Source organism: Dactylosporangium sp. CA-052675, assembly GCF_050947935.1.
Lineage (GTDB): Bacteria > Actinomycetota > Actinomycetes > Mycobacteriales > Micromonosporaceae > Dactylosporangium.
Map to the genome: position 1 here is coordinate 1,114,126 of NZ_CP192010.1, position 23,647 is coordinate 1,137,772.

Sequence of the window (23,647 nt, forward strand, 5' to 3'; positions counted from 1 at the left end):
ATGACTCCCGAGGAGACCGCCGTCGCGCGGATCTGGACCGAGCTGGGGCTCAGGCCCACGTCGGCCGAGGACGACTTCTTCGACCTCGGCGGCGAGTCGCTGGTGCTGGTCGGGTTCCTGGCCCGGGTCCAGCACGAGATGGGCCTCGAGCTCCCCGTCGACGAGCTGTTCGAGGAGGACCTGACGGTCGCGGCGGCGGCCCGGGCGATCACCCGGGCCGCGCTCGCCGACCTGGGCGAGCTGTCCGACGCCGAGGTGGCCGAGCTGCTGAGCCGGGCCGAGTAGCGATGCGGGTGTTGCTCGCGCAGAACATGCCGTGGCTGCCCGGGCACGGCGGGGCCACGAAGTCGAACCGGCTGCTGCTGCAGGAGCTGGCGGCCCGGGGGCACCGGTGCGTGGCCGTCACCCGCGGTACCCCCGGCGTGCGCACCATCGCGGGCGTCGAGGTGTTCGCGGCCGACGGTCCCCGGCTGCCGAGGCTGCTGCGCGAGGTCGCCGCGGCCGAGGAGCCGGACTGGACCCTGGTGCCGTCGGACGACCCCGGCCTCATGGTGCTCGGCACCGCGCTGCGGGCCACCCCGGACCGGGTCGTGTACCTCGTGCACACCCTGCAGCAGCTGCCGTTCGGGCCGCGCGCGTTCTACCCGAGCGACTCCGGCCGCCGGATGGTCGCCCGGGCCCGCGGGATCCTGTCGGTGAGCCGGGCCGCGCACGACTACGTGCTCGAGCACGGCGGGCTCTCCTCGACCGTGCTGCACCCGCACGTCTACCACCAGGGCCCGCCGGCCTTCGACGCCTCCGGAAGCGTCACCATGGTCAATCCGTGCGGCTTCAAGGGGCTGCCCATCCTGCTCGGCCTGGCCGACGCCCGCCCCGGCCTGCGGTTCCGGGCCGTGCGCACGTGGGGCAGCACCGACGGGGAGCTCGCCGAGCTGGCGGCCCGGCCCAACGTCGATGTCGTGCCGGCCGCCCCCGACATCGCCGACGTGCTGCGGGACAGCCGCGCGCTGCTGATGCCGTCGCTGTGGGATGAGACGTTCGGCTACACGGCGGTGGAGGCGATGCTGCACGGGGTGCCGGTGCTCGCCTCGGACGTCGGCGGGCTGCGCGAGGCCAAGCTCGGGGTGCCCTACCTGCTGCCGGTCGAGCCCATCACCGCCTATGAGCCGCAGCGGGCCGGCGAGCCGTACCCGCGCCCGGTCGTGCCCCCGCAGGACGTCGAGCCCTGGCTGGCCGCCCTGGACGACTGCGCCCGATACTCCGTCCCGGGGCAGGCGGCCGCCTCGGCCTTCGTCGAGGGACTCGACCGGGGCGCGCTCGAGCGGTACCTGGTGAGCCTGTGAGCGCGGACCTGCGGATGCTGCTGCTCATCCGGCACTTCGAGACCGCGCTGCTGGAGCTGTTCGCCCGCGGGCTGCTGCACGGCACCACCCACACCTGCCTCGGCCAGGAGGCGGTGCCGGTCGCGCTGCTGCCGCTGCTGGACCCCGAGGACTTCGTGTTCGGCAACCACCGCGGCCACGGGCACTACCTGGCCCGCTTCGACGACCCGGCCGGCCTGCTCGCCGAGATCATGGGGCGGGAGGGGGCGGTCTGCCACGGCGTCGGCGGCAGCCAGCACCTGCGCCGCGACCGCTACCTGTCCACCGGCGTGCAGGGCGAGAGCCTGCCGCTGGCCGCCGGGGCCGCGCTGCACCTCGCGCGGAGCGAGCCCGGACGGCTCGCCTGTGCGTTCATCGGCGACGGTACGTGGGGCGAGGGCGCCGTCTACGAGACGCTGAACCTCGCCGCCCTGTGGCGCCTGCCGCTGCTGGTCGCGGTCGAGCACAACGGCATCGCGCAGAGCACCCCGGCGGCGGCCGCGATGGCCGGCACCATCGCCGCGCGGGCGGCCGCGTTCGGCGTGGAGCACCTGCACGTGCCCGCGGCCGAGCTCGGCGACGACGTCGGCGCGATGCGGGCGATGCTGGAGGAGCCGCTCAAGCACGTGCGCGACGGCGCCGGGCCGCTGGTCGTCGAGTTCGCCGTGCACCGGCTCGGTCCGCACAGCAAGGGCGACGACACGCGGGCGGCCGCCGAGGTGGCCGCGCTGGCGGACTGGTACCCCCGCCACGCCGGCACCGCGCTGGACGCCGAGCAGCGCGCGCGGGTCGCGGCCGTGGTCGCCGACGTGACCGCTCGCCCGCCCTCGGTCTGGGAGCCCCGGTGACGCGGGTCGCCGAGCGCCTGAACGCGGCGCTGGGGGAGCTGCTGGCCGAGGACCCGTCGGTGTACCTGCTCGGCGAGGACATCACCGACCCGTACGGCGGCGCCTTCAAGGTCACCAGGGGCCTGTCCACCCGCTTCCCGGACCGCGTGCTCGGCACCCCGATCAGCGAGGCGGCGATCGTCGGCGTCGCCAACGGGCTGGCCCTGGCCGGGGACAAGGCGATCGTCGAGATCATGTTCGCCGACTTCGCGCTGCTCGCCTTCGACCAGATCGTGAACGTCGCGGCCAAGTCGACGGCGATGTTCGGCCGGCCGGTGCCGATGCCCCTCGTCGTGCGCTGCCCGGCCGGCGGCAACCGCGGCTACGGGCCGACGCACAGCCAGAGCCCGCAGAAGCACTTCCTGGGCGTGCCCGGCCTCGACGTGCACGAGCTGAGCCCGTTCGCGGAGCCGCTGCCGATGCTGCGGGCGATGCTCGCCTCCGGACGGCCCTCGGTGCTGTTCGAGGACAAGGTGCTGTACGGCCGGTCGATGGACCTGCCGCCGCTGTTCCGCACCGAGGGGGACACGGTCGTCGTGGACGGCGCCCCCGGCGACGACTTCCTGATCGTGGCGCCGGGCGGGCTCGCCCACCGCGCGCTCGAGGCGATGGAGGCGCTGCTGGTGCGGTACGAGCGCTGCGGCGCCCTGCACGTGCCCACCCGGCTCTACCCGTGGGACCCCGGGCCGGTGCTGCGCCACCCCGCCCGGCAGATCCTCGTGGTCGAGGACGGGCCGCCGGGCGCGTCCTGGGGCACCGAGGTCGCCTACCGGCTGCGGGACTGCGGGCGGCCCGTGCGGGTGCTGCACGCGGCGGACACGGTGGTGCCGACCGCGGCCCACCTGGAGCGGGAGGTGCTCGTGCAGGCTTCGACGATCGTGGCGGCCCTGGCGGCGCTGACGTGACCGAGATCCGGGTGCCGAAGCTCAACACCAACGACGCCGAATACACGCTGCTGGAATGGATCGTGCCGCCGGGCACCCTGGTGCGCGAGGGTGAGCCGGTCGCGACCGTGGAGACGTCGAAGGCGGCCGAGGAGCTGCCCGCGTCGGGCTCGGGGTATCTGCAGCCCCTGCTCCCGGCCGGTGCCGTGTGCTCGGCCGGTGCGGTGATCGCGCGCCTGGCGGCCGCTCCGGCGGAGCCCGCCGGTTCCGGAGGTTCCGACGTTCCGCGAAGGCCGGATGTCACCATCACCGAGCCGGCGCTGCGGGCCATGGCCGAGCGGGGGATCTCACGCGCGGAGGTGGAGGCGCTCGGGCGCAGGGTGATCCGGGTCGCCGACCTCGACGAGCTGGCCCCGGCGCCGGGCGCGCCGCGGGAGGAGCGGCTGTCCACGGTGCAGCGGGCGGTGGCCGCCGTCGTGGCCGAGTCGGCGCGGGACGTCCCGCAGGCGTTCGTGGCCGTGCGCGTGCCCGCCGAGGCCGCGGTCGCGCGCGGGCGGGAGCTCACGCGGCAGTACCGCCGCCTGATCGGCCTGCCCGAGCTCACCATCGCCGCGATCGGCGCGGTCGCGGCCGAGCACCCGGACTGCTTCGCCGCGTTCGTGCCGCCGGACCGGGTGCGCCGGGCCGCGAGGGTGGACATCGGGGTGACCGTCGACGTCGGCCAGGGCCTGCACGTGCCGGTCATCCGCGACGTGCCGGCCCTGTCGCTCGCCGGCATCGCGGAGCGCCTGATGGCCCTGCGCACCACGGCCCTGCGCGGGGCCTTCCGCCCGGCCGACCTCGCGGATCCGGCGATCCTGCTGGCCCTGCACACCGACCCGGACGTGACCGCCGCCGTGCCCCTGGTGCTGCCCGGCACCACGTGCGCGGTCTCGCTCACCGCCCGGGTGGACGGGCACGTGGGGCTCGGGCTGGCGTACGACCACCGGGTCCTCAACGGCCGCGGCGCCACCCTGTTTCTCAAGGCGGTGGCGGCTACGTTAGCCGTATGACCGAGAACTACAGGGCGATCGTGTACACCGAGTTCGGGGCGGCCTCGGTGCTGAACCTGACCGAGCGGGAGCTCGTGGAGCCGGGGCCGGGTGAGGTCCGCGTCCGCGTGGCCGTCTCCGGGGTCAACCCGACCGACTGGAAGACCCGCACCGGCGCCACCGCCATGGCGCCCGTCTCCGCCGAGGGGCAGGTGCCCAACCAGGACGGCGCCGGGGTGATCGACGCCGTCGGGCCCGAGGTGACCGGGTTCGCCGTGGGCGACCGCGTGTGGCTGGTCATGGCGGCCTACCAGCGGCCGGGGAGCGGCACCGCGCAGGAGTTCACGGTGGTGCCGGCCGATCGGGTGGTACCGCTGCCGGACGGGGTGTCGTTCGAGGCCGGGGCGAGTCTGGGCGTGCCCGCGATGACCGCGCACCGGGCGCTCACCGTGCACGAGGGCGCGCCCGCGCGGCTGGCCCCCGGCGCGCTCGCCGGCCGCAACGTCCTCGTCGCCGGCGGGGCCGGGGCCGTGGGCAACGCGGCGATCCAGCTCGCGGTCTGGGCCGGGGCCACGGTCGCGGCCACGGTCAGCTCGCCGGAGAAGGCGGAGCTGGCCCGCCGGGCCGGGGCGCACCACGTGGTCAACTACCGCGACGCCGACGCCGCCGAGCAGATCCGGGCCGCGCTGCCCGGCGGGGCGGACGTGGTCGTCGAGGTGGCCGCGGCCCACAACGCCGACCTGAACCTGGCCGTGCTGCGCTCCGGCGGGACGATCGCGGTCTACGCCAACGACAGCTCCGGCGGGCCGCTCTCCGTGGACGTGCGGCGGCACATGGTGCTCAACGTGCGGTACCAGTTCGTGCTGCTCTACACCGTCCCGCGCGCGGCCCTGGCCGACGGGGCCGCGGCGGTGAACGCGGCGCTGGCCGGCGGCGCGCTGCGCTTCGGCGCCGAGGCCGGTGTGCCGTTGCACGAATATCCGCTCGCCGAGACGGCGGCGGCGCACGCCGCGGTGGAAAGCGGCGCAATCGGCAAGGTGCTCATCCGCGTGGCCATCGGTATTTAGGAGGACCCGGTATCGACCGATCGGCCAGTCAATTCGAACGGCATTTCGCGGGGACGAATCGGCAGGTCAGAGGCGTCTGCCGGGCGTCAATTGCCGAGCAGCGGTCCTTTCCGTGGGAAAGGTTCGAAACGGTCACGATCGACTTCCGGCGGTCCACGCTTCGTTCGGCGTTCACGATTTCTCCCTCGGCACTTGGCTAAGCCTTGCGAGGTTCAGCACTGCGTTCCCGCCCGGGGCGCAGTGCTGAAGCTGGAGAGGCCATGCCCCAGGTGCGAATCCAGGTCCTGTGTGGGCCACCCTCGGCGCATCCGCGCCGGATGGGCTGGTCCACGGGGGCGATCGGGCGCGACGAGTGGTACGCCTGGCGGCTCATCGGCACGAACAACCACGAGCTGGGCCGCAGCGCGCTGAGCTTCCGCAGCTACCGGGCCGCGCTCGCCGCCTTCGCCGAGGTCCAGGCGGGCCACGACCGCCTCGTGCAGCTGCCCGTCCCCGAGCGCCCGACCGGCCGCTGGGGCTGGCGGCTCGAGCTCGACGGCGCGGCGGTCGCGGTCAGCGGCCGGTGGTACCGGCGGGACAAGCTCAGCCTGCTCGGCGCGGCCAAGTTCGTCGCCCTGTGCGCCGCGGCCGAGCCGGCCGACGGGGTCGTCGCGCTGCAGGACCGGGCCGCGCGATGAGCCAGGATCTCGTGGCCCCGCCGGACGCGCCCGCGGTCCGGCCGGTCCGGCGCAAGCTGGTCGCCAACGCCGGCCCGGCCGACAAGGTCTACCGGGGCGTGGCCCGCTCCGGCGGCGGGCTCGTGCTGGTGCTCATGGTGCTCGTCGGCACCTTCCTGGCCTATCGGGCCTGGGAGGCGCTCAGCCAGGCCGGCCTGTCGTTCATCACCACCGAGCAGTGGAACCCCGACGGCGGCGGCTTCGGCATCGCGGCCGTGATCGTGGGCACCGTGCTCATCGCGATCGTCTCGATCGCGGTGGCCGTGCCGCTGGCCATGGGTACCGCGCTCTACATCTCCGAGTACGCCCCGCGCTGGCTCAAGCGCACGATGATCGCCATGGTCGACCTCATGGCGGCCGTGCCGAGCGTGGTGTTCGGCCTCTGGGGCGCGTTCTTCCTGCAGTGGAAGATCATCGACCTGTCGCGGTGGATCTCCGACTGGTTCGGCTGGATCCCGTTCTTCAAGGTCGACGGGGTCGAGCGGCACGATCCTCTCGCCACGATGACCGCCTACACCTCCTCGACGTTCATCGCCGGCGTGGTCGTCGCGCTCATGGTCGCGCCGATCGCGTGCTCGGTGATGCGGGAGGCGTTCGGCCTGGCCCCGATGGGCGAGCGGGAGGGGGCCTACGCGCTCGGCGCCACCCGGTGGGGCATGATCCGCAGCGTCGTGCTGCCGTTCGGCCGCGGCGCCGTCGTCGGCGGCACCATGCTCGGCCTGGGCCGGGCGCTGGGCGAGACGATCGCCGTCGTCATGATCATCTCGCCCCGCTTCGACATCCAGCCGCACGTGCTCGAGCACGGCACCAGCTCGGTCTCGTCGCTCATCGCCCTGCGATACGGCGAGGCCAGCCCGTTCGGCATCTCGGCGCTCATGGCGGCCGGCGTGGCGCTGTTCGTGCTGACGCTCTGCGTCAACTTCGGGGCCGCCTTCGTGGTCTCGCGGTCCCGCTCCGGCGCGATGAGCGAGGCATGACCGTGCTGCGGCAGGTGGAGACGGCGACGCAGCCCACGGTGCCCGAGGCGACCGTGGTCCCGCAGCGGCCCACGGGCCCCAGCGCGCAGCGCCGGCGCCGCATCGGCGGGGTGCGCCGCACCGACCTCTTCGCGATCGCCGGCGCGATCGCCGCCGGCAGCGCCACGACCGGCGTGCTGTGGACCCAGCTCGGACCGTTCACCGGCCTGCTCGGCTACGTCGTCGTGACCTGGCTGGTGACCGTCCTCTGCTACGCCGTGCTGGTCTCCCTCGACGAGAGCCGCGCGGCGATGCGCGACCGCATCAGCGCGTTCGTGGTGCACTCGCTGGCCGCGGTGCTCATCGCGGTGCTCGTGTTCGTCATCTTCTACACGTTCTCGCGCGGCTGGCGCGCGATGGTCCACCTGAACTTCTACACGCAGGACCTGCGCACGACCCTGGCCACCGACCCGCTCACCAAGGGCGGCGTCCTGCACGCCGTCATCGGCACGCTCATCGAGCTGGGGATCGCGCTCGGCATCGCGGTGCCGCTGGGCCTGATCGCCGCGATCTACCTGCACGAGGTGCCCGGCCGCTTCTCGCGGTTCGTCCGGACCGTGGTCGAGGCGATGACCGCCCTGCCGGACATCATCGCCGGGCTGTTCATCTACGCGACCCTGATCCTGATCTTCCACCTCGGGCCCTCGGGCTTCGCGGCCGCGGTCGCGCTCGCGGTGACGATCCTGCCGATCATCATCCGCACGGCCGACGTGGTGCTGCGGCTGGTGCCGGGGTCGCTCAAGGAGGCGTCCCTGGCCCTCGGGGCCAGCCGGTGGCGCACGACCTGGCACGTGCTGCTGCCGACCGCCCGCTCCGGGCTGGCCACGGCGGTGATCCTCGGCGCCGCGCGGGCGATCGGCGAGACCGCGCCCGTGCTGCTGACCGCCGGCGTGACGGGCTACCGCAACCTCGACCCGATGCACGGCTCGATGATGTCGCTGCCGCTGCTGGCCTTCACGCAGGTGCAGTCGCCGGAGAAGAACGAGATCGCCCGCGGCTTCGGCACCGCCTCCGTGCTGCTCATCCTCGTGCTGCTGCTGTTCATCGTCGCCCGCGTCATCGGCGGCCGCGGCCCCGGCGAGCTCACCGCGCGCGGCCGCCGGGCCCGTGCGGCCGCCTCGCGCCGCGACCAGCGACGCATGGCCCAGCGGCACACGACCCCCGCTGTGTTCGCCCCACTCCCCGTTCCCAGCCAGGAAGAGACCGGACCATGAACCCTCGGCGTTTCCGATGGCGTCGCCGGACCGCGCAGGTCGTCACCGCGCTCGTCGTGGCGATGGTGAGCCTCGTCGTCACCGGGCGGCCCGCGGCCGCGGCGAGGTTCGTCCCGATCTCCGGTGGCGGCTCGACCTGGTCGTACAACGCCTTCCACGCCTGGATCGGCAACGTGGGCCAGTACAAGATGCGCGTCGACTACGAGCCGACCGGCTCCACCACCGGCCGCACCAAGTTCCGGGCGGGCGCCCTGGACTGGGCCGCGTCCGACATCCCGTACGGCGTCAAGGACGGCGGCAGCGACGACCTCCCGCCGGCGCGCGGGTTCGTCTACATGCCCGACACCGCCGGCGGCACGACCTTCATGTACAACCTGAAGATCGGCAACAAGCGGGTCACCAACCTGCGGCTGTCCGGCGAGAACATCGCCAAGATCTTCACCGGCGTGATCACCAAGTGGAACGACCCGGCGATCAAGGCCGACAACCCGAACCTGGCGCTGCCCGGCATCACGATCGTGCCGGTGGTCCGCTCGGACGGCTCCGGCTCCAGCGCCCAGCTCACCCAGTGGATGATCGCCACGCAGGGCAAGTACTGGACGGCGTACTGCCAGAAGGTCGGCCGCAACCCGTGCACCCAGACGTCGGCGTACCCGGTGCTCGGCGGCTCGTCGATGATCGGGCAGCCGGGTGACCTCGGCGTCTCCGGCTACGTCAGCCAGGCGGGCGCCGCCGGCTCGATCGGCTACGTCGAGTACTCCTACGCGATCGCGGCCGGCTTCCCGGTCGCCAAGGTGCTCAACGACGCCGGCTACTACACCGAGCCCACCGCCGGGCACGTGGCCGTGTCGCTGCTCGGGGCGAAGATCAACAACGACAAGAACGACCGGGCGAAGTACCTCACCCAGGACCTCTCGGGCGTCTACACCAACAAGGACAAGCGCACGTACGTGCTGTCCTCGTACTCGTACATGATCCTGCCGACCACGAGCGAGTACGGCTTCGACAGCGACAAGGGCTACACGCTCGGCGAGTTCGGCAAGTATCTGCTGTGCCAGGGGCAGAGCCAGGTCAACGTGCTCGGCTACTCGGCCCTGCCGATCAACCTGGTCCAGGCGGGCTTCGGCCAGCTCGCCCTCGTCCCCGGCTCCAACGTGCCGCCGCCGACGGACATGAGCAAGTGCAACAACCCGACGTTCTCGACCGACGGCACCAACACCCTGGCCAAGAACGACCCCTTCCCGCAGGAGTGCGACAAGGTCGGCACCGTCCAGTGTGCCGAGGGCACCGGCGGCGCCACCGGCAACACCACCGGCGGCGGCAGCGGCTCCGGGGGCACCGGCGGCACGGGCTCGGGCACCGGCGGCACCGGCACCGGCACCGGCGGCACGGGCACCGGCACGGGTACGGACGCCTCGGGGGCGCCGACCGGCGGCGCCGCGGGGGCCGCGCAGACGTGCGACGCGGACACCGGCGTCTGCTCCGGCGGCGGCTCGGGCGGCGGCACCGGCGGCGGCGCGGGAGCACCCGGGCAGGTCGACGCGGCCGCGGTGGAGACGTCGGCCGCGCTGAACAACGGCTTCGAGGTCGTGCTCATGGTGGTCGCCGCGGTGCTGCTGCTCGGCCTCGGCCTGGTCCCGCCCCTGGCCGCGCAGCTGGGCTCGAACCGCCGGTCGCGCCGCGACTCCCCGGGCGGCCGCTGATGCCCGGCCTGATCACGCGCGCCCAGATCACGCGCGCCCGGATCACGCGCGCCCTGGGCACCCGGGCCGCCCGGCGCCGGGCGGCGAGCGCGTTCGCGGCGGCGGCGGCCGCGCTCGGGCTGCTCGCGCTCGGCACGGGCGGCCCCGCGAAGGCGGACACGTCGTCGGACCAGATCACCGGCAACGGGATCACCGACTCGGCGGTCACCGTCCGCTGGGACGCCGGCCTGCTCGGCCCGGACAACAAGACCACCGTCAAGCCGCGCGACTCCGCCGACCCGTACGCCTTCATGCACGCCGACTTCAAGGACCTCGAGGTCACCGTCGGGCAGACCGAGAACCTCGTCCACCAGGCCATCAAGGTGACCTGGAAGGGCAAGCCGATGAAGGGCCTGTTCAACGCCAACTTCCTGCAGATCATGGAGTGCTACGGCGACGCGCCCACGGGCCCGGACCCGGAGAACTGCCAGTTCGGCAGCGAGGGTCTCAAGCAGGACAAGACCGGCGGGGCCTACATCGGCACCCGCAACGGCAACGTCTGCGACAAGCACCAGCCCAGCACCACCGAGCCGCCGGCCGCGCCGGGTTCGGCGGCGTTCCTGGGCTGCGACCCCGCCGAGGACCCCGCCGCGCCCGGCTACAGCCACCACAGCCCGACGACCGGGATCGACACCTACACGGTGCCCTTCGTGCCGGTCGACACCACGAAGAAGATCTACATTCCGGGTGAGCTGCCGTTCAACAAGTACAACAGCAACGAGATCCAGCAGGCCGGCACGCGCGCGGACGGGACCGGCGACACGTACTTCAACACCCTGACCGCGAGCGAGGCGCCCGGGCTCGGCTGCGGCGAGATCAAGAGCGACGGCAAGCCACGGGACTGCTGGCTGGTCATCGTGCCGCGCGGGGAGTACGAGCCCAACGGGTGGAAGCTCCAGGACTTCGACGCGCCCTCGATCATGCAGGAGTCGCCGCTCGGCGCCGCGACCTGGGCCCAGCGCATGCAGATCCGGCTCAGGTACAGCCCGGCCGAGCCGAGCTGCCCCCTCGGTTCGGCCAAGGAGCGCCAGACCCAGGGCACCGAGCTGGTGTCGCACGCGGTCTTCTCGTGGCAGCTGGCGCTCAACACCGCGGCCAACTGCTCGAAGATCTACGGGTACTCCGCCACTCCGGAGGCGTCGAACACCTTCGAGCTCAACCACCCGGGCTCCGAGACCGGGCTCGCCTTCACCACCATCCCGATCGGCAGCGAGGCCGTCCGCGGCGGCGGAACGCAGCCCACCCTGCCACCGCTGGCCTACGCCCCGATCGCCGTCTCGGCGATCACGTTCGGCTTCCACGTCAACCTCGCGGACGGCTACGTCAGCAAGCCGATCAAGCTGAGCCCGCGGCTGGTCGCCAAGGCGCTGACCCAGTCCTACAAGAGCGATCTCACCGACGTGCGGGCCAACGGGGGCGCGGGCCCCGACTGGGCCAGGCAGAACCCGACCTTCATGACCTCGGACCCCGAGTTCATGAAGCTCAATCCCGGGCTGCCCTTCCGCTCCGGCAGCTCGCTCATGGCGCCGCTGCTGACCGGGGACCACTCCGGCGTCATCCAGCAGGTCTGGGCCTGGGTCCTGACCGACCCGGCGGCGCGGGCCTGGCTCGGCGGGCAGCGCGACGAGAACGGCATGATCGTCAACGAGCTGTACCAGAAGCTGGACCTCGGCTCCGGCCCGGTGGACTCGTTCCCGCGCCCCAACCTGTGCTTCAACACCGGCGCGCCGGCCGACGACATCCCGGACCGCTGCACGCTGAATCTCCTGCCGTACACGGAGAACTTCGACGACAGCGCGAGCCGGGTGCGCGCGGCCAACAACCCCGAGGGCGCCGACTGGAACCCGAACCTGCGCTCGCCGAGCGGCACCGCGGGCTGGTGGGAGGTCAACCAGCCCATCGAGTTCCCGGGCCAGATCTTCATGTGGGGTGTCATGGACACCGCGAGCCTGGCCAACTACGGGGTCGTCCCGGCCGAGCTGTGCAAGGCGGACGGCACCGGCTGCGTGTCGCCCTCGACGGCGTCGATCACCACCGCCCTCGGCAGCGCCAAGGAGGACAGCAGCGGGCTGCTGCACGTCGACCCGGCCAACGCCGGGTCCGGCGGGTACCCGCTGACGACGGTCACCTACGCGGCGGTCCGGCGCAACCAGGACGCGGCGGCGCTGTCGGACTATGCCGCGCTGATCAAGTACGCGGTCAACGAGGGCCAGCGGCCCGGCGTGGAGCCCGGCCAGCTGCCCCACGGCTTCCTGCCCCTGCCCGAGAGCCTGCGCGGCACCGCCATGGCCGTCGCCGACCTGCTGCTCACCCCGGTCATCACCGCCTCGGCCGGCGAGTCGGAGGGGCCCGGCACCGGCGGCTCCGGCACGGGCGGCAACGGCACGGGCGGCGTGCCCGACACCGGGGCGCGGCCGGTGGCGTCGAGCTCGGCCTCCTCCGCGGCGCCCTTCGCCGTCACCTCGGCGAGCCCCCAGCCCGCGGCCCTGTCCACGCCGGCCCTGGAGGTGGGCGCGGTCCGGTGGGCCCTGCTGGCGGTGATGATCGCCGGCCTGAGCGGGGCCGTCGGCGGGCCGCTGCTGCGCTTGGCGCTCAGTCGCCGGCCTCCGGGCGCCGGGGGATAGGCCTACATATCCGCGTAACCCGCCCTTCATGTTGGCGTACACCCACGTATCGCCACCTTCTACACACATCCGGTATCGGCCCGGCCGCCCGGCTCCACAAGATGGTGTCGCTCCCCCCATCGCAGGAAAGGACGCACATGAACAACACCAAGCGGCTCGTGCGGCGGATGCTGGTCGGCGGCATCGCCGCGGCGACCGTTGCCACGGGTCTCGTCGTCGGTGTGGCCGGGCCCGCCTCGGCCGACCCGGTCTCCGACCTGGTGGGCGTCGGGTCCGACACCACCCAGGACGTGGTGAACGGCGTCGCCGACAGCGTCGGCCTCGGCCTCATCGGCTCGTGGGACGCGATCGACCCGAGCACCAAGGCGCAGCACCTGGTGATCAACCCCAAGCGGGGCTGCACCTTCAACCGGCCGAACGGCTCGGGCCAGGGCGTCACCGCGCTGCGCCAGTCGGGCGGCGTGGCGGCGGCCATCGCCGCTCCGTTCGCCGACGAGGCCGACCAGCCGGAGCCGGGCTGCGTCGACTTCGCCCGCTCCTCGAGCGACCCGGGCAACGCGCAGGCCAACAACGGCCGCTGGGTCTACATCCCGTTCGCCCTCGACGCGGTCGGCGTGGCCAGCCAGCACTACGGCGACGCCACCGCCGCGAACTACAACGCGCTGAGCTACGACCCGACCAACGCCGCGACCGGCACGGGCACGCTGCAGAAGCTGTACCGCGACGGTCAGGCGGTGGTCATCAACGGCACCACCTACGACCCGCAGTGCAACGCGGCGCCGTGCAACGGTGGCGCCACGCCGATCCACCTCTACATCCCGCAGAACGGCTCGGGCACGCGCTCGTTCTGGCTCAGCAAGATGGGCATCGGCACCGTGCCGGCGTGGCTGCACGACCACGCCTGGACCGGCACCGACTACAGCGGCGCGCTCGTCGAGGAGCACGACGGCACCGTCCTGCAGAACGACGCGAACGGCATCGCCCCGTTCTCGATCGCGCAGTGGGTCTCGCAGCGCAACGGTCACGGTGACCGCCGCCACAACGCCCACCTGCACAGCCTCGTGAACGTCAGCGTCACGCCGAACGCGACCGTCAACCCGCTGGCGGGCAACTTCCCGACCGTGGAGACGGGCAACCTGAACGCCACCTTCATCATCCGCCGCGAGGTCTTCAACGTCGTGGAGTGGAAGAAGGTCAACGTGGGCAACGCGGCCTTCGACGCGAAGCTCTACTCGGTCTTCGGCCCGGGCCAGGGTCTCTGCGGCAAGTCCGCGGTCATCCTGAACTACGGCTTCGGCCTGCTCAACAGCGCTCCGCTGGGCCACACCTGCGGCGCGATCGTCGACGGTCTGCGGGCCTACGGCACCGACTGAGAACCGTGCATCCGGGCCGGTGCCTGGCCGGCGGGAACCGAGCCGGGCACCGGACCTTCGTGCAGCGCCCTGGACCAGCTCCAGAACTCAGACTCCCCGGGGGCCATCCCGGGGTCGTCCAGGGCTGTGCAGCGGGCATTGCCCTCTATCCGAAAGGTCAGTGTAGCCCCTGATGAAGACCACTTCCCTGAAGCGCCAGGCCCTCGTGGCCGGTGTGGTGCTCGGGGCGATGGGCGCGACCCTGCTCGCGCCCTCGATCGCCCAGGCCGAGGTCCCGAACCCGCTGCCCGCGGGCATCAACCTCGGTGGCCTCCACCTCAACCCGACCTCGGGCAACGGTGGCGAGACCCCGAGCTTCACCGCCGACTCCGCCTGCCCGGCGGGGACCAACCTGGCGAACGTCAACACGATCGACCTCGGTGGCGTGGAGCAGACCATCTCCAACAACGTCGCCGGCATCCTCGCGACGTCGCCCGGCTTCGGCACCACGTTCAACACGGACATGAGCACGGTTCAGGCGCTGGCCGGCAACGGCGGCGCGGAGTCGTTCCTGTTCCTGATCGACTGCCGCACGGGTGCCGGTCACGGCACCTACACCGACGCCGTCCAGGTGGACTTCGCCGCCGACGGCAGCTGGCAGATCCACGGCTCGGGCCCGGTCCAGCAGCCGACCACCACGACGGTGTCCCCGGCCTCGCAGACCGTGGCGCCGGGCACCAACGTGACGGTGACGGCGACGGTCAGCCCGGCCGCCGCGACCGGCACGGTCGAGTTCAAGGAAGGCGCCACCACGCTGTTCACGGCCCCGTCGGGCAGCGGCACCTTCACCTTCTCCTCGGCCGCCCTCTCCCTGGGCACGCACAACATCACCGCGACGTTCCACGCGGCGAACGCGGCGGCCTACGGTGACTCGACCTCGTCCGCGGCCACCGTCGTGATCGCCAGCGACACGACCACGGCCACGGAGAACATCCAGGTCGGCGTTCCGCAGGAGCAGGGCGTGTTCACCATGACGGTGGACCCGGGCATCGTGGACATGGGCACCGCCCACCTGCAGGGCACGGGCGACGCCCGCCACTTCCACGCCGAGGGCAACCTCAAGAACGTGAACGTCTCCGACGGTCGCGACCAGACCGTCCCCGGCTGGTCGGTCACCGGCCAGGTCGGCGACTTCACGAACACCGCCGACGCCACCAAGAAGTTCTCCGGCACCAGCCTCGGCTGGCAGCCGGCGGTGGTGGCGCAGAACGCGGCCGGCAACGTCGTCGCGGGCCCGGCCGTCGGCACCGGCGTCAACCCCGGCCTGACCAGCGCCAGCAGCCTCGGCGGGGCGCAGGCGGGCAAGGGTCTCGGCGACAGCAAGCTCGGTGCGGCCCTGTCCCTCGACTTCCCGAAGGGCACCACGCCGGGCACCTACGCCGCGACCATCACCATCACCGGGCTCGGCGGCACCCCGCTCGCCTAAGGCCCAGCGCACCAAGGGAGGGGCGCGCGGCGTCGCCCGCGCGCTCCTCCTCGAACCGTCGATCTGAATGGACGTGACATGACCACTCCGCGCCCCCCGCGCGCGATCAGCGCCGTGCTCGGCCTGCTGATCCTCGCCGCGACCCTGCTCCTGGGCACCCCGGCCGGCGCGGAGCCCACGCCGTCGGGCTCGATCACGTGGGCGGTCCAGCCCTCGAGCGCGAACGGGCCGGACAGCCGCAAGGAATTCTCGTACCTCGACCTCAAGCCGGGCACCGTCATCCACGACTACGTGGCCGTGACCAACTTCAGCGCGGCGCCGGTGACGTTCCAGATCTATGCGACCGACGCGCTCAACGGCAACAACGGCGTGCTGCAGCTGCAGCCGGCCGCGGAGAAGCCCAAGGACATCGGCTCCTGGGTGACGATGCAGAAGACGAGCGTCACGCTCAAGCCGAACGAGCGGGCCATCGAGCCGTTCACGCTGACCATCCCGCAGACCGCCACCCCCGGCGACCACACCGGCGGCGTGCTGGCCTCGATCGGCGTCGAGGAGAACAGCGCCAACGGCCCCGTGAAGGTCGACCGCCGCCTGGGCGTCCCGCTGTACCTACGCGTCTCCGGCCCGCTCAGCCCGGGCATCGCCATCGAGTCCGTCAGCGCCGCCTACCACGGCACCGCCAACCCGTTCGGCGGCGGCAGCACCGACGTGACCCTGACGGTGCACAACACCGGCAACGTCCGGCTCAACCTGAGCCCCGAGGTCGCCGTGAAGGGCCTGTACTGGGTGAAGGTCGCCGGCGTCACCGGCCAGACCCTGCCCAACCTGCTGCCCGGCTCCTCGGTGCAGTTCACCGTGCACCTCGACGGCGTCTATCCGCTCGGCCCGATGACCGCGCGGGTGCGCGCCGTGCCGAGCCAGATCACCGCGCTCGGGCTGCCCAAGGCGCCCACCGAGCCGCAGACCGTCGAGGCCGAGGCGTTCCTGTGGGCCACCCCCTGGTCGCTGCTGCTCCTGCTGATCCTGCTCGCCGGCGGCTTCGTCGGCGTCCGGTGGCTGCGGCGCCGGCGGCGCGGACGCCAGGAGCGCGTGGTCGCCGACGCGGTCGCGAAGGCGCGCCAGGAGACCGTCGAGGAGCTGCGCAAGAAGGCGCTGGCGGCGAATGCGGCCGCCGGCGGCGGGGCGGAGTGACGCCCTCATGACCGCGACCGCCGTGCTGCCGCCCCCCGACGTCGTCGCCCCGGGCCCCGGCGCCCCACCGCCGCGGCCCCGGCGCCAGGCCGGGCCGTCGGTGCGGGTGCTCACGACCGCGCTCACGATCCTCTCGCTGGCGCTGCTCGGCTTCGGCGCCTACGTCGGCTTCGTGTCGCGGCTGCACCACGACCGCGCCCAGCTCACCGCGTACGCGAACTTCCGCAAGGAGCTCGCGCTCGGCCTCGCGCCGACCGGCCCGACCCGTCCCGAGGACCCGGCGAAGCTGCTGGCGCTCGGCACTGCGGTGGCCGTGCTCGACATCCCGAAGCTGCACCGCAAGGAGGTCGTCTTCGAGGGCACGACCGGGGCCGTGCTGCAGAGCGGGCCCGGTCACCGGCGCGACACGCCGCTGCCGGGGCAGTCCGGGGTCAGCGTGATCATGGGCCGGGCCACCACCTACGGCGGCCCGTTCGGCGGCCTCGCCACGCTGGTGCCCGGCGACGAGTTCACCGTCCTCACCGGCCAGGGCGAGCACCGCTACCGGGTGCTCGACGTGCGGCACGGCGGCATGCCGCAGCCGCCCCGGCCGGCCGCGGGCGCCGGGCGGCTGACGCTGACCACGGCGTACGGCGGCATGTTCGTGCCCTCCGACGCCCTGCGGGTCGACGCCGACCTGGTCTCCGAGGTCATGCCGACGCCGCGGGCCCGGCTCGGCGCGTCCCAGCTGCTGCCGGCCGAGCAGGTCATGGCGATCGACACCGGCGTCTGGTTCCCGCTGGTCCTCGTCGGCGAGGCGCTGCTGCTCGCGGTCGCCCTGCTCTCGGCCGCGCGGGTGTTCTGGGGCACCTGGCAGACCTGGATCGTGGCCGTGCCGGTCGTCGGCTTCCTGGGCCTGATGACCGCCGACTACGTCTCGCGGCTCCTGCCCAACCTGATGTGACGCCGAACCTGATGTGACGCCGAACCTGATGTGACGCCGAACCTGATGCGACGCCGAACCTGATGTGACGACGACGGACTAGGGAAATCATGGTGACTCTGCCAGCCAGCGACGACACCGCCTGGGCGAGCTCCCATGCGGCGATGGCCGCGTACGACGAGTACCTCGGCATCCACCGGGAGCTGCCCTCGCTCGCCGGGCTCGACGCCCGCGAGATCAGCGCCTGGTTCGGCGAGCGGCAGGTCCTGGACCGGGTGAGCCTGGCCATGAAGGCGGGCGAGGTGACCGCGCTGATCGGCCCCTCGGGCTGCGGCAAGTCGACCTTCCTGCGCATCCTCAACCGGATGCACGAGCTGATCCCGGGCGCGGGCCTGGCCGGCGAGGTCCTGCTCGACGGCCTGGACATCTACGACCCGGCCCGGCGCCTGACCGACGCCCGGCGGCAGGTCGGCATGGTGTTCCAGAAGCCGAACCCGTTCCCGGCGATGTCCATCTACGACAACGTGGTCGCCGGCCTGAAGCTCACCGGGCGGCGGGCCGGCCGCGCCGAGAAGGACGCCCTCGTCGAGGAGTGCCTGACCAAGGCCGGGCTGTGGCGCGAGGTCGCGGACCGGCTGCGCCAGCCGGGCGGGGCGCTCTCCGGCGGCCAGCAGCAGCGGCTGTGCATCGCGCGGTCGCTCGCGGTTCGCCCGCGGGTCCTGCTCATGGACGAGCCCTGCTCGGCGCTGGACCCGACCTCGACCCGGGTCATCGAGGACACCATCCAGGAGCTCGTGGCCGAGGTGACCATCGTCATCGTCACGCACAACATGCAGCAGGCCCAGCGGATCAGCGACCACTGCGCGTTCTTCCTCGCCGAGCAGGGCACGCCGGGCTACATCGTCGAGCACGGACCGACCGAGGCCATGTTCGGCAGCCCGCAGGACCCACGCACCTCCGACTACGTCAACGGCCGCTTCGGCTGAGCCACGCCGACATCGGCTGAGCCACGCCGACATCAGAAAGGTCTGCTACCCCTCATGAAGAGCAAGCGCTCGACACGGCTGGGCCTCGCGCTCGCGGCGGTCATCGGGGCGATCGGGGTGAGCATGCTCGTGCCCGCCGTCGCCATGCCCGCGGTTCCGAACCCGCTGCCCGACGGCATCCAGCTCGGCGGCCTGCACCTGAACCCGACCTCGGGCACCGGCGCCGAGATGCCGAGCTTCACCGCCGAGCACGCCTGCCCGGACTCCGCCACGCTGGCCAACGTCAACACGATCGACCTCGCGGGCACCGAGCAGACGCTGTCCAACAACGCCTCGCTGCCCGCGATCTCCTCGGCCGGCTTCGGCGGCACGTTCTTCACCGACATGGCCACGGTGCAGTCGCTGGCCGGCGACGGGGGCGACGAGTCGTTCCTGTTCCTCGTCGACTGCCGCACGGGGGCCGGCCACGGCACCTACACCGACGCGGTGCAGGTGGACTTCAAGTCCGACGGCAGCTGGCTGGTGCACGGGACCACGCCGGGCACGCCGACACCGACGCCGACGGTCACCCGGACGGCGACGCCGACGCCGACGGTCACGACGACGCCGACGCCGACCGCCACGGAGACGACGCCGACGCCCGAGGCCACCGGCTCGATCTCGCCGACCCCCGCCGCGGGCACCGGCAACCTGCCGGTCACCGGCGCCGCGGTGGCCGCCATCGCCGCCGTCGCGGTCGCGATGATCGGGGTCGGGATCGGTCTGCGATACGCGGCCCGCCGGCGCGGTTCCGGCTATTGACCGTTCGGCCATTCGTTTCTGCTGAATGGCTTACTCACCGTTTCTTGATGTTCATCTCGTGCATGTCCGGCGTGTGGTTGGGAACGCGCGGCGCGTCATCGCCGATATCGAGGGTTCACCACGGTGGCCTGCGCGCCGGTTTGCTACGAGCGAACCGGCGCGCCGGTAACGAACATTCGGGGAGGAATGTCCACATGCTGCCGCCGCGGTTCATTTTCCTGGCCATCGTGACACCCGACGATGACGCGTCCTTCGCCGACCGCAAACAGCGGACCGCATGGATGCTGTGCTCGCCCAACAACCGGATCCTGGGCCGCGGGAAGCAGCCCTTCGACACCGAGACGCAGTGCCGGGAGGCCGTGCTCGCGCTGGTGCGCGCGGCCGACCGGCTCACGCCCGTCTCGACGGCGCTGGGCAGCAGCGGGCACTGGGTGTGGCGCGTCGAGCTGGACGGGGTGCCGGTCGCCGTCTCGCACCGCTCCTATCTGCGGGCGCGGGAATGCCAGTACAACGTCGGCCGATTTCTCGCCGCCCTGCCCGACGGGCTGCTCACCGACGGCCGGCGGTCGTTGCGGGAACCGCCGCGGACGGTCGAGCGAATGACCGCGTGACGATGCCGCACATCCCTTTTTTCGCCATTCACCGGAACGGACCATTCATGAAATTCGCCCTGGTGTTCGCGGCCGTCGTCGCATTGCTCCTGACGGGGTCGCCCGCGCACGCCGGGGCGCTCGCGCGCGACGACGGCGACGGCGGCATGCAGATCCAGGTCGTGGTGAGCGGCAATCCGGAGACGACGACGAGCCCGACGCCCGGCGGCGGCGACGGAGGCGGCAAGGACGGCAACGGCGGAGGCGGCGGGCTGGCCCGCACCGGCCTGAACGTCATGCTCATCGCCGGCGCCGGGATCGCCCTGGTGGCGCTGGGCGCGACCGTGCGGGCCGCGGCCCGGCGGCGTTCCGGCATGGGCGTGTGAGCCCCGGGACTGCCCTGGTGGCGCTGGGCGCGACCGTGCGGGCCGCGGCCCGGCGGCGTTCCGGCATGGGCGTGTGAGCCCCGAGGCCGGTCTCGATCCGGAGCTGGTCACCGGCCCGGCCGCGGCAGTGCGCGGACGAGCTGTCGCTCTTCGGGGGATGCTGCTGGCGGTGCGCACCGCCGCGCTGCCGGCGCACCTGGTCGAGGTGCGCCGCGAGGGCAGGCTCACGGCGCGCCTCGGCGGGGCGTGGAAAATACCCGGCCGCCGCGCCGGAGGCGCTGCTACGGTGTGGCCCGTGAGTGGCCGGCTGCGCGAGATCGCCCGTCAGACCGTGGCGATCGCCGAGCGCGGCGCCTACGTCAACGCCGCCGGCGCGATCGTGCCGGTGGCCACCGCGGCCGCGGCCGCCGGCACCCGGCTGTTCGAGCCCGACGACCCCGTCCGGCCCGGCACCCCGGCCCCGGCCGTCGCCGTCGAGGTGACCCGGGAGTCGACGCTGGAGGCCGCGCGCCGGGTCGGCGACGGCGCCGCGACGCTCGTGTTCGCCTCGGCCAAGAACCCCGGCGGCGGCTTCCTCGGCGGCGCGAAGGCCCAGGAGGAGAGCCTCGCCCGCGCGTCAGCGCTCTACGCCTGCCAGCGCGCCGCGTCCGGCTTCTACGAGTTCCACCGCCACCAGCACGACCTGCGCTACAGCGACCGGGTCATCTACTCGCCGGCGGTGCCGTGCTTCCGCGACGACGAGGGCCGCCTGCTCGACGCGCCCTTCCACACCGCGTTCCTCACCGCCGCCGCGCCGAACCTGGGTGCCCTGCTGCGCAGCCAGGCCGCCGACGCCACCGGCGTGCCGGAGATCCTGCGCCGCCGGGCCACGCGGGTGCTGCGGATCGCGGCCGCATACGAGCATCGGACCCTGGTGCTGGGCGCCTGGGGCTGCGGCGTGTTCCGCAACGAGCCGGTCGAGGTGGCGCGGGCCTTCGCGGTGGCGATGCAGCGGGTGCCCTGCTTCGACCGCGTGATCTTCGCGATCTACGACCGCCTGCCGGACACCCCGGTCTACCGGGCATTCGCGGACGCCTTCCCCGCCGTGTAGCGCGATGGCCCGTCCCCGTCCGGGATCGGGCCATCGCGCCTGCCGCTCAGCGCGAGAACTTGGCGACGTTGGCCTTCTCGCGGGCCTGCATGATCTCGGCGGACTTGAGCACGGCCCCCTTGATCCCGGTCAGCAGCTGGTGCAGGTCGTTGGCCGCGCTGGTCCACTCGGCCTTGCGCTGGGCGAACGCCTCCTGGGCGTCGCTCTGCCAGGTGTGCAGCAGCGGCGCGACCTGCTGGTCGACGCTGTCGAGCTCGGACTGCATCGACGACAGCGCGGCGCTGATGTCGGACGCGGCCTGGTTGAGCGCGGCGAATTCGACGACGATCTCGTCACCGGCCATGGTGTTTCCCTCCCCGTTTCGGCTCAGTTGATCATCAGTGCGCGCGTGATCTCGCCGGCGCTCGCCCCGGCCTGCTGCATCTCCTGGCGCATCTCGTCGTCGCTCAGGGTGTAGTCGCGGCCCGCGGTCGACACGGCCTGCGCGATGCTGCGCAGCGCGACGTTCAGGTTCGCCACGTCGGTGTCGAAGCGGTCCTTGATGCCCTGGAACGAAGAGCCACCGGCGCCCACCCAGGACGACTGCAGCGGGGTGAGCTCGTTCATGAGCTTGTTGAACATGCCAGTGAGCCGGTCCGCGGCCCCGTCGATCTCCTGAGCGGTCTTCGCCATGACCGCGGCGTCAGTGGTTACTCCCTTGCCGGCCATCGTCAGACCCACCTCCATTCGGATGCCGACGCCCCCGTGGGGCGGCGCTTGTGCATATCACCGTATCGAAGTTCTCCCACTTCCCGTAGTGGGCCGTTTCGCGCCGGGGCCGGTCAGCCCGTCAGCGGACGCTGCGCGGCCCTCGGGTCGAGCCCGGGTCCCGCGGGAATCCGGGCGACGACGAAGGACGGCAGCTCGATCGGCCGCACGGAACCGTAGCCGAACCACGCCGGCTGCGCGGGGGCCATCAGGGCGAACCGGCGGCCCTGGTCGGTGACGAAGAACACCTGGCCGGAGCCGGTGTCGGCGGACTGCACCGACCGCACGACCGCGCCGCCGCCCGACGGGACCACGACCCGCGTCGCGACCTGGTCGGTGGCGTTGCCGTTGGTCGCGATGCCGGCGCTGTCCGACTGCGGCTGGGCGTTGATGAGGAACTTCGGCGCGCCCTGCTTGTCGGCCCACGTGGTGCACAGCGTCGCCGCCGGGTCGACCGTGGCCATGGAGGGCACCTGGGCCGGCGGGTCGAGGTCGGACTTGGGCCGGTTGGCCTTGGAGACGTTGGCGACCTCGGCGGCCTGGATCGCCTTGGCCTGCGGCGTCGCGTTCGGGTAGGCCGCCGCGGTGGCCGGGTCGGCCAGGATCAGCGCCTGCTCGACCGCCGTGACCTGCAGGATGTCGTTCGCGCGCACGAGGTAGGCGGTGGTGGAGCCGCCGACGGTGACCGTGAGCACCTGGCCGATGAGGTAGTTCTTCATCGCGGTGGACGCCTTGCCCTTGTTGTCCACCTGCGGCTGGGTGATCGGCAGGCCCTGCGGCACGGTGTCGAGCCACGCCTCGTCGACGAGGACCCGTGGCTGCCCGTCGATGCCCATGGCGGCGAAGATCTGGCGGGAGTCGACACGGTACCGGTGACCGTTCCACACCAGGTAGGTCTTCTGGCTGCTGGTGTTGTCGCGCACCACGATGGCCGAGTCGCCGAGGTCCTGCCCGCCCGCGGGGGTCGTGGCGACCATGGCGAGGCTCGACACCGTGGCGCCGCCGCTGGAGTCGCGGCCGGCCACCGCGCACATCGACCACCCGGCCGCGCTCATCCGGCTCGCCGGGGGCAGCGCGTCGGGCGCCCCCGCGATGCCGATCAGCGGGCCGCGGGTGGCGCCGGTCAGCGACTCCCGCGAGACCGAGACGGTCGTGGCGGCCTGGCCGATCGCGAGCACCGCGGAGGCGTAGTTGGCGACCGGGTAGAGCACGCCGTCGCGGTACACGTACCGCGTCCCGGTCTCCTTCTCGATCACGACCGCGTTCGCGGCCTGCCAGGACGTGTTGCCACCGTGCTTGATGAGCCCGATCACCCCGAAGACGGCGAGCACCAGCACGGCGACCATCACGCTGGCGTACCCGGCACCGGCCAGCCGGCGGGTCGGCGACATCGACGGGTCGGCCTCACCCGACACGAACGCGTTGACCACGCGCTGCATCAGGTACTGATACGACTGGATCTGTTCCCGTCGGGACGGCATGTCCGGTTGGTCCCCTCCCCGTGGCCCTCGCGCTCGCGGAGGGCTCGGCTGCATACGATAGGCCAGCGACCAC

23 protein-coding genes are annotated in these 23,647 nt (G+C 72.8%); 20 read left to right on the top strand and 3 right to left on the bottom strand.

Annotated elements, in window-relative coordinates; translation table 11 throughout:
• The 20 genes from ACQP1P_RS05030 (at position 1) to ACQP1P_RS05125 (ending at position 21,346) form a co-directional block, all read left to right on the top strand.
• Positions 1–285, top strand: coding sequence for a phosphopantetheine-binding protein (locus tag ACQP1P_RS05030; RefSeq protein ID WP_433083543.1), 285 nt, complete (start codon positions 1–3; stop codon positions 283–285).
• Positions 286–287: 2 nt separating this feature from the next.
• Complete coding sequence (locus ACQP1P_RS05035; protein ID WP_433083544.1) at positions 288–1,343, top strand: glycosyltransferase family 4 protein; 1,056 nt, start codon at positions 288–290, stop codon at positions 1,341–1,343.
• Positions 1,340–2,209: a thiamine pyrophosphate-dependent enzyme gene (locus ACQP1P_RS05040; protein WP_433083546.1), complete on the top strand. Its 870-nt coding sequence runs from the start codon at positions 1,340–1,342 to the stop codon at positions 2,207–2,209. Before ACQP1P_RS05035 ends, ACQP1P_RS05040 begins: the two co-directional genes overlap by 4 nt.
• On the top strand, positions 2,206–3,153 hold the full coding sequence (locus tag ACQP1P_RS05045) for an alpha-ketoacid dehydrogenase subunit beta (RefSeq protein ID WP_433083548.1): 948 nt from the start codon (positions 2,206–2,208) through the stop codon (positions 3,151–3,153). The genes ACQP1P_RS05040 and ACQP1P_RS05045 overlap by 4 nt, the downstream gene beginning before the upstream one ends.
• Complete coding sequence (locus ACQP1P_RS05050) at positions 3,150–4,184, top strand: 2-oxo acid dehydrogenase subunit E2 (RefSeq protein WP_433083550.1); 1,035 nt, start codon at positions 3,150–3,152, stop codon at positions 4,182–4,184. The genes ACQP1P_RS05045 and ACQP1P_RS05050 overlap by 4 nt, the downstream gene beginning before the upstream one ends.
• On the top strand, positions 4,181–5,230 hold the full coding sequence (locus tag ACQP1P_RS05055) for an NADPH:quinone reductase (RefSeq protein WP_433083552.1): 1,050 nt from the start codon (positions 4,181–4,183) through the stop codon (positions 5,228–5,230). The genes ACQP1P_RS05050 and ACQP1P_RS05055 overlap by 4 nt, the downstream gene beginning before the upstream one ends.
• Before the next feature lie 260 nt (positions 5,231–5,490).
• Positions 5,491–5,907 carry a hypothetical protein gene (locus ACQP1P_RS05060; RefSeq protein WP_433083554.1) on the top strand — a complete coding sequence of 139 codons (417 nt, stop codon included), beginning with the start codon at positions 5,491–5,493 and terminating at the stop codon, positions 5,905–5,907.
• Positions 5,904–6,923, top strand: a complete 1,020-nt coding sequence (gene pstC, locus ACQP1P_RS05065) for a phosphate ABC transporter permease subunit PstC (RefSeq protein WP_433083556.1) — start codon at positions 5,904–5,906, stop codon at positions 6,921–6,923. Before ACQP1P_RS05060 ends, pstC begins: the two co-directional genes overlap by 4 nt.
• Positions 6,920–8,176 carry a phosphate ABC transporter permease PstA gene (pstA, locus tag ACQP1P_RS05070; RefSeq protein ID WP_433083558.1) on the top strand — a complete coding sequence of 419 codons (1,257 nt, stop codon included), beginning with the start codon at positions 6,920–6,922 and terminating at the stop codon, positions 8,174–8,176. The genes pstC and pstA overlap by 4 nt, the downstream gene beginning before the upstream one ends.
• Positions 8,173–9,879, top strand: coding sequence for a phosphate ABC transporter substrate-binding protein PstS (locus tag ACQP1P_RS05075; RefSeq protein ID WP_433083560.1), 1,707 nt, complete (start codon positions 8,173–8,175; stop codon positions 9,877–9,879). The genes pstA and ACQP1P_RS05075 overlap by 4 nt, the downstream gene beginning before the upstream one ends.
• Positions 9,879–12,542 (top strand): hypothetical protein, encoded by a 2,664-nt coding sequence (locus ACQP1P_RS05080; protein ID WP_433083562.1) that lies wholly within the window; start codon positions 9,879–9,881, stop codon positions 12,540–12,542. Before ACQP1P_RS05075 ends, ACQP1P_RS05080 begins: the two co-directional genes overlap by 1 nt.
• A gap of 137 nt (positions 12,543–12,679) precedes the next feature.
• Complete coding sequence (locus ACQP1P_RS05085; RefSeq protein ID WP_433083564.1) at positions 12,680–13,915, top strand: hypothetical protein; 1,236 nt, start codon at positions 12,680–12,682, stop codon at positions 13,913–13,915.
• Between the two features lie 172 nt (positions 13,916–14,087).
• Complete coding sequence (locus ACQP1P_RS05090) at positions 14,088–15,380, top strand: Ig-like domain repeat protein (protein WP_433083566.1); 1,293 nt, start codon at positions 14,088–14,090, stop codon at positions 15,378–15,380.
• Between the two features lie 78 nt (positions 15,381–15,458).
• Entirely contained in the window at positions 15,459–16,571 is a 1,113-nt protein-coding gene (locus ACQP1P_RS05095) for a WxL protein peptidoglycan domain-containing protein (protein WP_433083568.1), read from the top strand.
• Between the two features lie 7 nt (positions 16,572–16,578).
• A complete protein-coding gene (locus tag ACQP1P_RS05100) occupies positions 16,579–17,514 on the top strand; it encodes a sortase (RefSeq protein WP_433083570.1) in 936 nt (311 codons plus the stop codon).
• Positions 17,515–17,603: 89 nt separating this feature from the next.
• Positions 17,604–18,479: a phosphate ABC transporter ATP-binding protein gene (locus tag ACQP1P_RS05105; RefSeq protein ID WP_433083572.1), complete on the top strand. Its 876-nt coding sequence runs from the start codon at positions 17,604–17,606 to the stop codon at positions 18,477–18,479.
• Positions 18,480–18,533: 54 nt separating this feature from the next.
• Positions 18,534–19,280, top strand: a complete 747-nt coding sequence (locus tag ACQP1P_RS05110; protein ID WP_433083574.1) for a hypothetical protein — start codon at positions 18,534–18,536, stop codon at positions 19,278–19,280.
• A 227-nt stretch (positions 19,281–19,507) separates the two neighbouring features.
• Positions 19,508–19,891, top strand: coding sequence for a hypothetical protein (locus ACQP1P_RS05115; RefSeq protein ID WP_433083576.1), 384 nt, complete (start codon positions 19,508–19,510; stop codon positions 19,889–19,891).
• Between the two features lie 47 nt (positions 19,892–19,938).
• Positions 19,939–20,256, top strand: a complete 318-nt coding sequence (locus ACQP1P_RS05120) for a hypothetical protein (protein ID WP_433083578.1) — start codon at positions 19,939–19,941, stop codon at positions 20,254–20,256.
• A gap of 295 nt (positions 20,257–20,551) precedes the next feature.
• Positions 20,552–21,346: a TIGR02452 family protein gene (locus ACQP1P_RS05125; protein ID WP_433083580.1), complete on the top strand. Its 795-nt coding sequence runs from the start codon at positions 20,552–20,554 to the stop codon at positions 21,344–21,346.
• A 46-nt stretch (positions 21,347–21,392) separates the two neighbouring features.
• Here the strand turns inward: ACQP1P_RS05125 and ACQP1P_RS05130 are convergent, their stop codons facing one another.
• The 3 genes from ACQP1P_RS05130 to eccB form a co-directional block, all read right to left on the bottom strand.
• Positions 21,393–21,689 carry a WXG100 family type VII secretion target gene (locus tag ACQP1P_RS05130; RefSeq protein WP_433083582.1) on the bottom strand — a complete coding sequence of 99 codons (297 nt, stop codon included), beginning with the start codon at positions 21,687–21,689 and terminating at the stop codon, positions 21,393–21,395.
• A gap of 23 nt (positions 21,690–21,712) precedes the next feature.
• The gene (locus ACQP1P_RS05135) at positions 21,713–22,018 is read right to left on the bottom strand and encodes a WXG100 family type VII secretion target (protein WP_433083584.1); all 306 of its coding nucleotides are present in this window, start codon (positions 22,016–22,018) and stop codon (positions 21,713–21,715) included.
• Positions 22,019–22,167: 149 nt separating this feature from the next.
• On the bottom strand, positions 22,168–23,574 hold the full coding sequence (gene eccB, locus ACQP1P_RS05140) for a type VII secretion protein EccB (RefSeq protein ID WP_433083585.1): 1,407 nt from the start codon (positions 23,572–23,574) through the stop codon (positions 22,168–22,170).
• Positions 23,575–23,647: the final 73 nt, after the last annotated feature.

Excerpts from the sequence above, each read along its gene's own strand:
- ACQP1P_RS05030 (WP_433083543.1), top strand. The coding sequence starts at position 1 with ATGACTCCCGAGGAGACCGCCGTCGCGCGGATCTGGACCGAGCTGGGG.
- ACQP1P_RS05035 (WP_433083544.1), top strand. The coding sequence starts at position 288 with ATGCGGGTGTTGCTCGCGCAGAACATGCCGTGGCTGCCCGGGCACGGC.
- ACQP1P_RS05055 (WP_433083552.1), top strand. The coding sequence starts at position 4,181 with ATGACCGAGAACTACAGGGCGATCGTGTACACCGAGTTCGGGGCGGCC.
- ACQP1P_RS05060 (WP_433083554.1), top strand. The coding sequence starts at position 5,491 with ATGCCCCAGGTGCGAATCCAGGTCCTGTGTGGGCCACCCTCGGCGCAT.
- pstC (WP_433083556.1), top strand. The coding sequence starts at position 5,904 with ATGAGCCAGGATCTCGTGGCCCCGCCGGACGCGCCCGCGGTCCGGCCG.
- pstA (WP_433083558.1), top strand. The coding sequence starts at position 6,920 with ATGACCGTGCTGCGGCAGGTGGAGACGGCGACGCAGCCCACGGTGCCC.
- ACQP1P_RS05075 (WP_433083560.1), top strand. The coding sequence starts at position 8,173 with ATGAACCCTCGGCGTTTCCGATGGCGTCGCCGGACCGCGCAGGTCGTC.
- ACQP1P_RS05080 (WP_433083562.1), top strand. The coding sequence starts at position 9,879 with ATGCCCGGCCTGATCACGCGCGCCCAGATCACGCGCGCCCGGATCACG.
- ACQP1P_RS05085 (WP_433083564.1), top strand. The coding sequence starts at position 12,680 with ATGAACAACACCAAGCGGCTCGTGCGGCGGATGCTGGTCGGCGGCATC.
- ACQP1P_RS05090 (WP_433083566.1), top strand. The coding sequence starts at position 14,088 with ATGAAGACCACTTCCCTGAAGCGCCAGGCCCTCGTGGCCGGTGTGGTG.
- ACQP1P_RS05095 (WP_433083568.1), top strand. The coding sequence starts at position 15,459 with ATGACCACTCCGCGCCCCCCGCGCGCGATCAGCGCCGTGCTCGGCCTG.
- ACQP1P_RS05100 (WP_433083570.1), top strand. The coding sequence starts at position 16,579 with ATGACCGCGACCGCCGTGCTGCCGCCCCCCGACGTCGTCGCCCCGGGC.
- ACQP1P_RS05105 (WP_433083572.1), top strand. The coding sequence starts at position 17,604 with ATGGTGACTCTGCCAGCCAGCGACGACACCGCCTGGGCGAGCTCCCAT.
- ACQP1P_RS05110 (WP_433083574.1), top strand. The coding sequence starts at position 18,534 with ATGAAGAGCAAGCGCTCGACACGGCTGGGCCTCGCGCTCGCGGCGGTC.
- ACQP1P_RS05120 (WP_433083578.1), top strand. The coding sequence starts at position 19,939 with ATGAAATTCGCCCTGGTGTTCGCGGCCGTCGTCGCATTGCTCCTGACG.
- ACQP1P_RS05130 (WP_433083582.1), bottom strand. The coding sequence starts at position 21,689 with ATGGCCGGTGACGAGATCGTCGTCGAATTCGCCGCGCTCAACCAGGCC.
- ACQP1P_RS05135 (WP_433083584.1), bottom strand. The coding sequence starts at position 22,018 with ATGGCGAAGACCGCTCAGGAGATCGACGGGGCCGCGGACCGGCTCACT.
- eccB (WP_433083585.1), bottom strand. The coding sequence starts at position 23,574 with ATGCCGTCCCGACGGGAACAGATCCAGTCGTATCAGTACCTGATGCAG.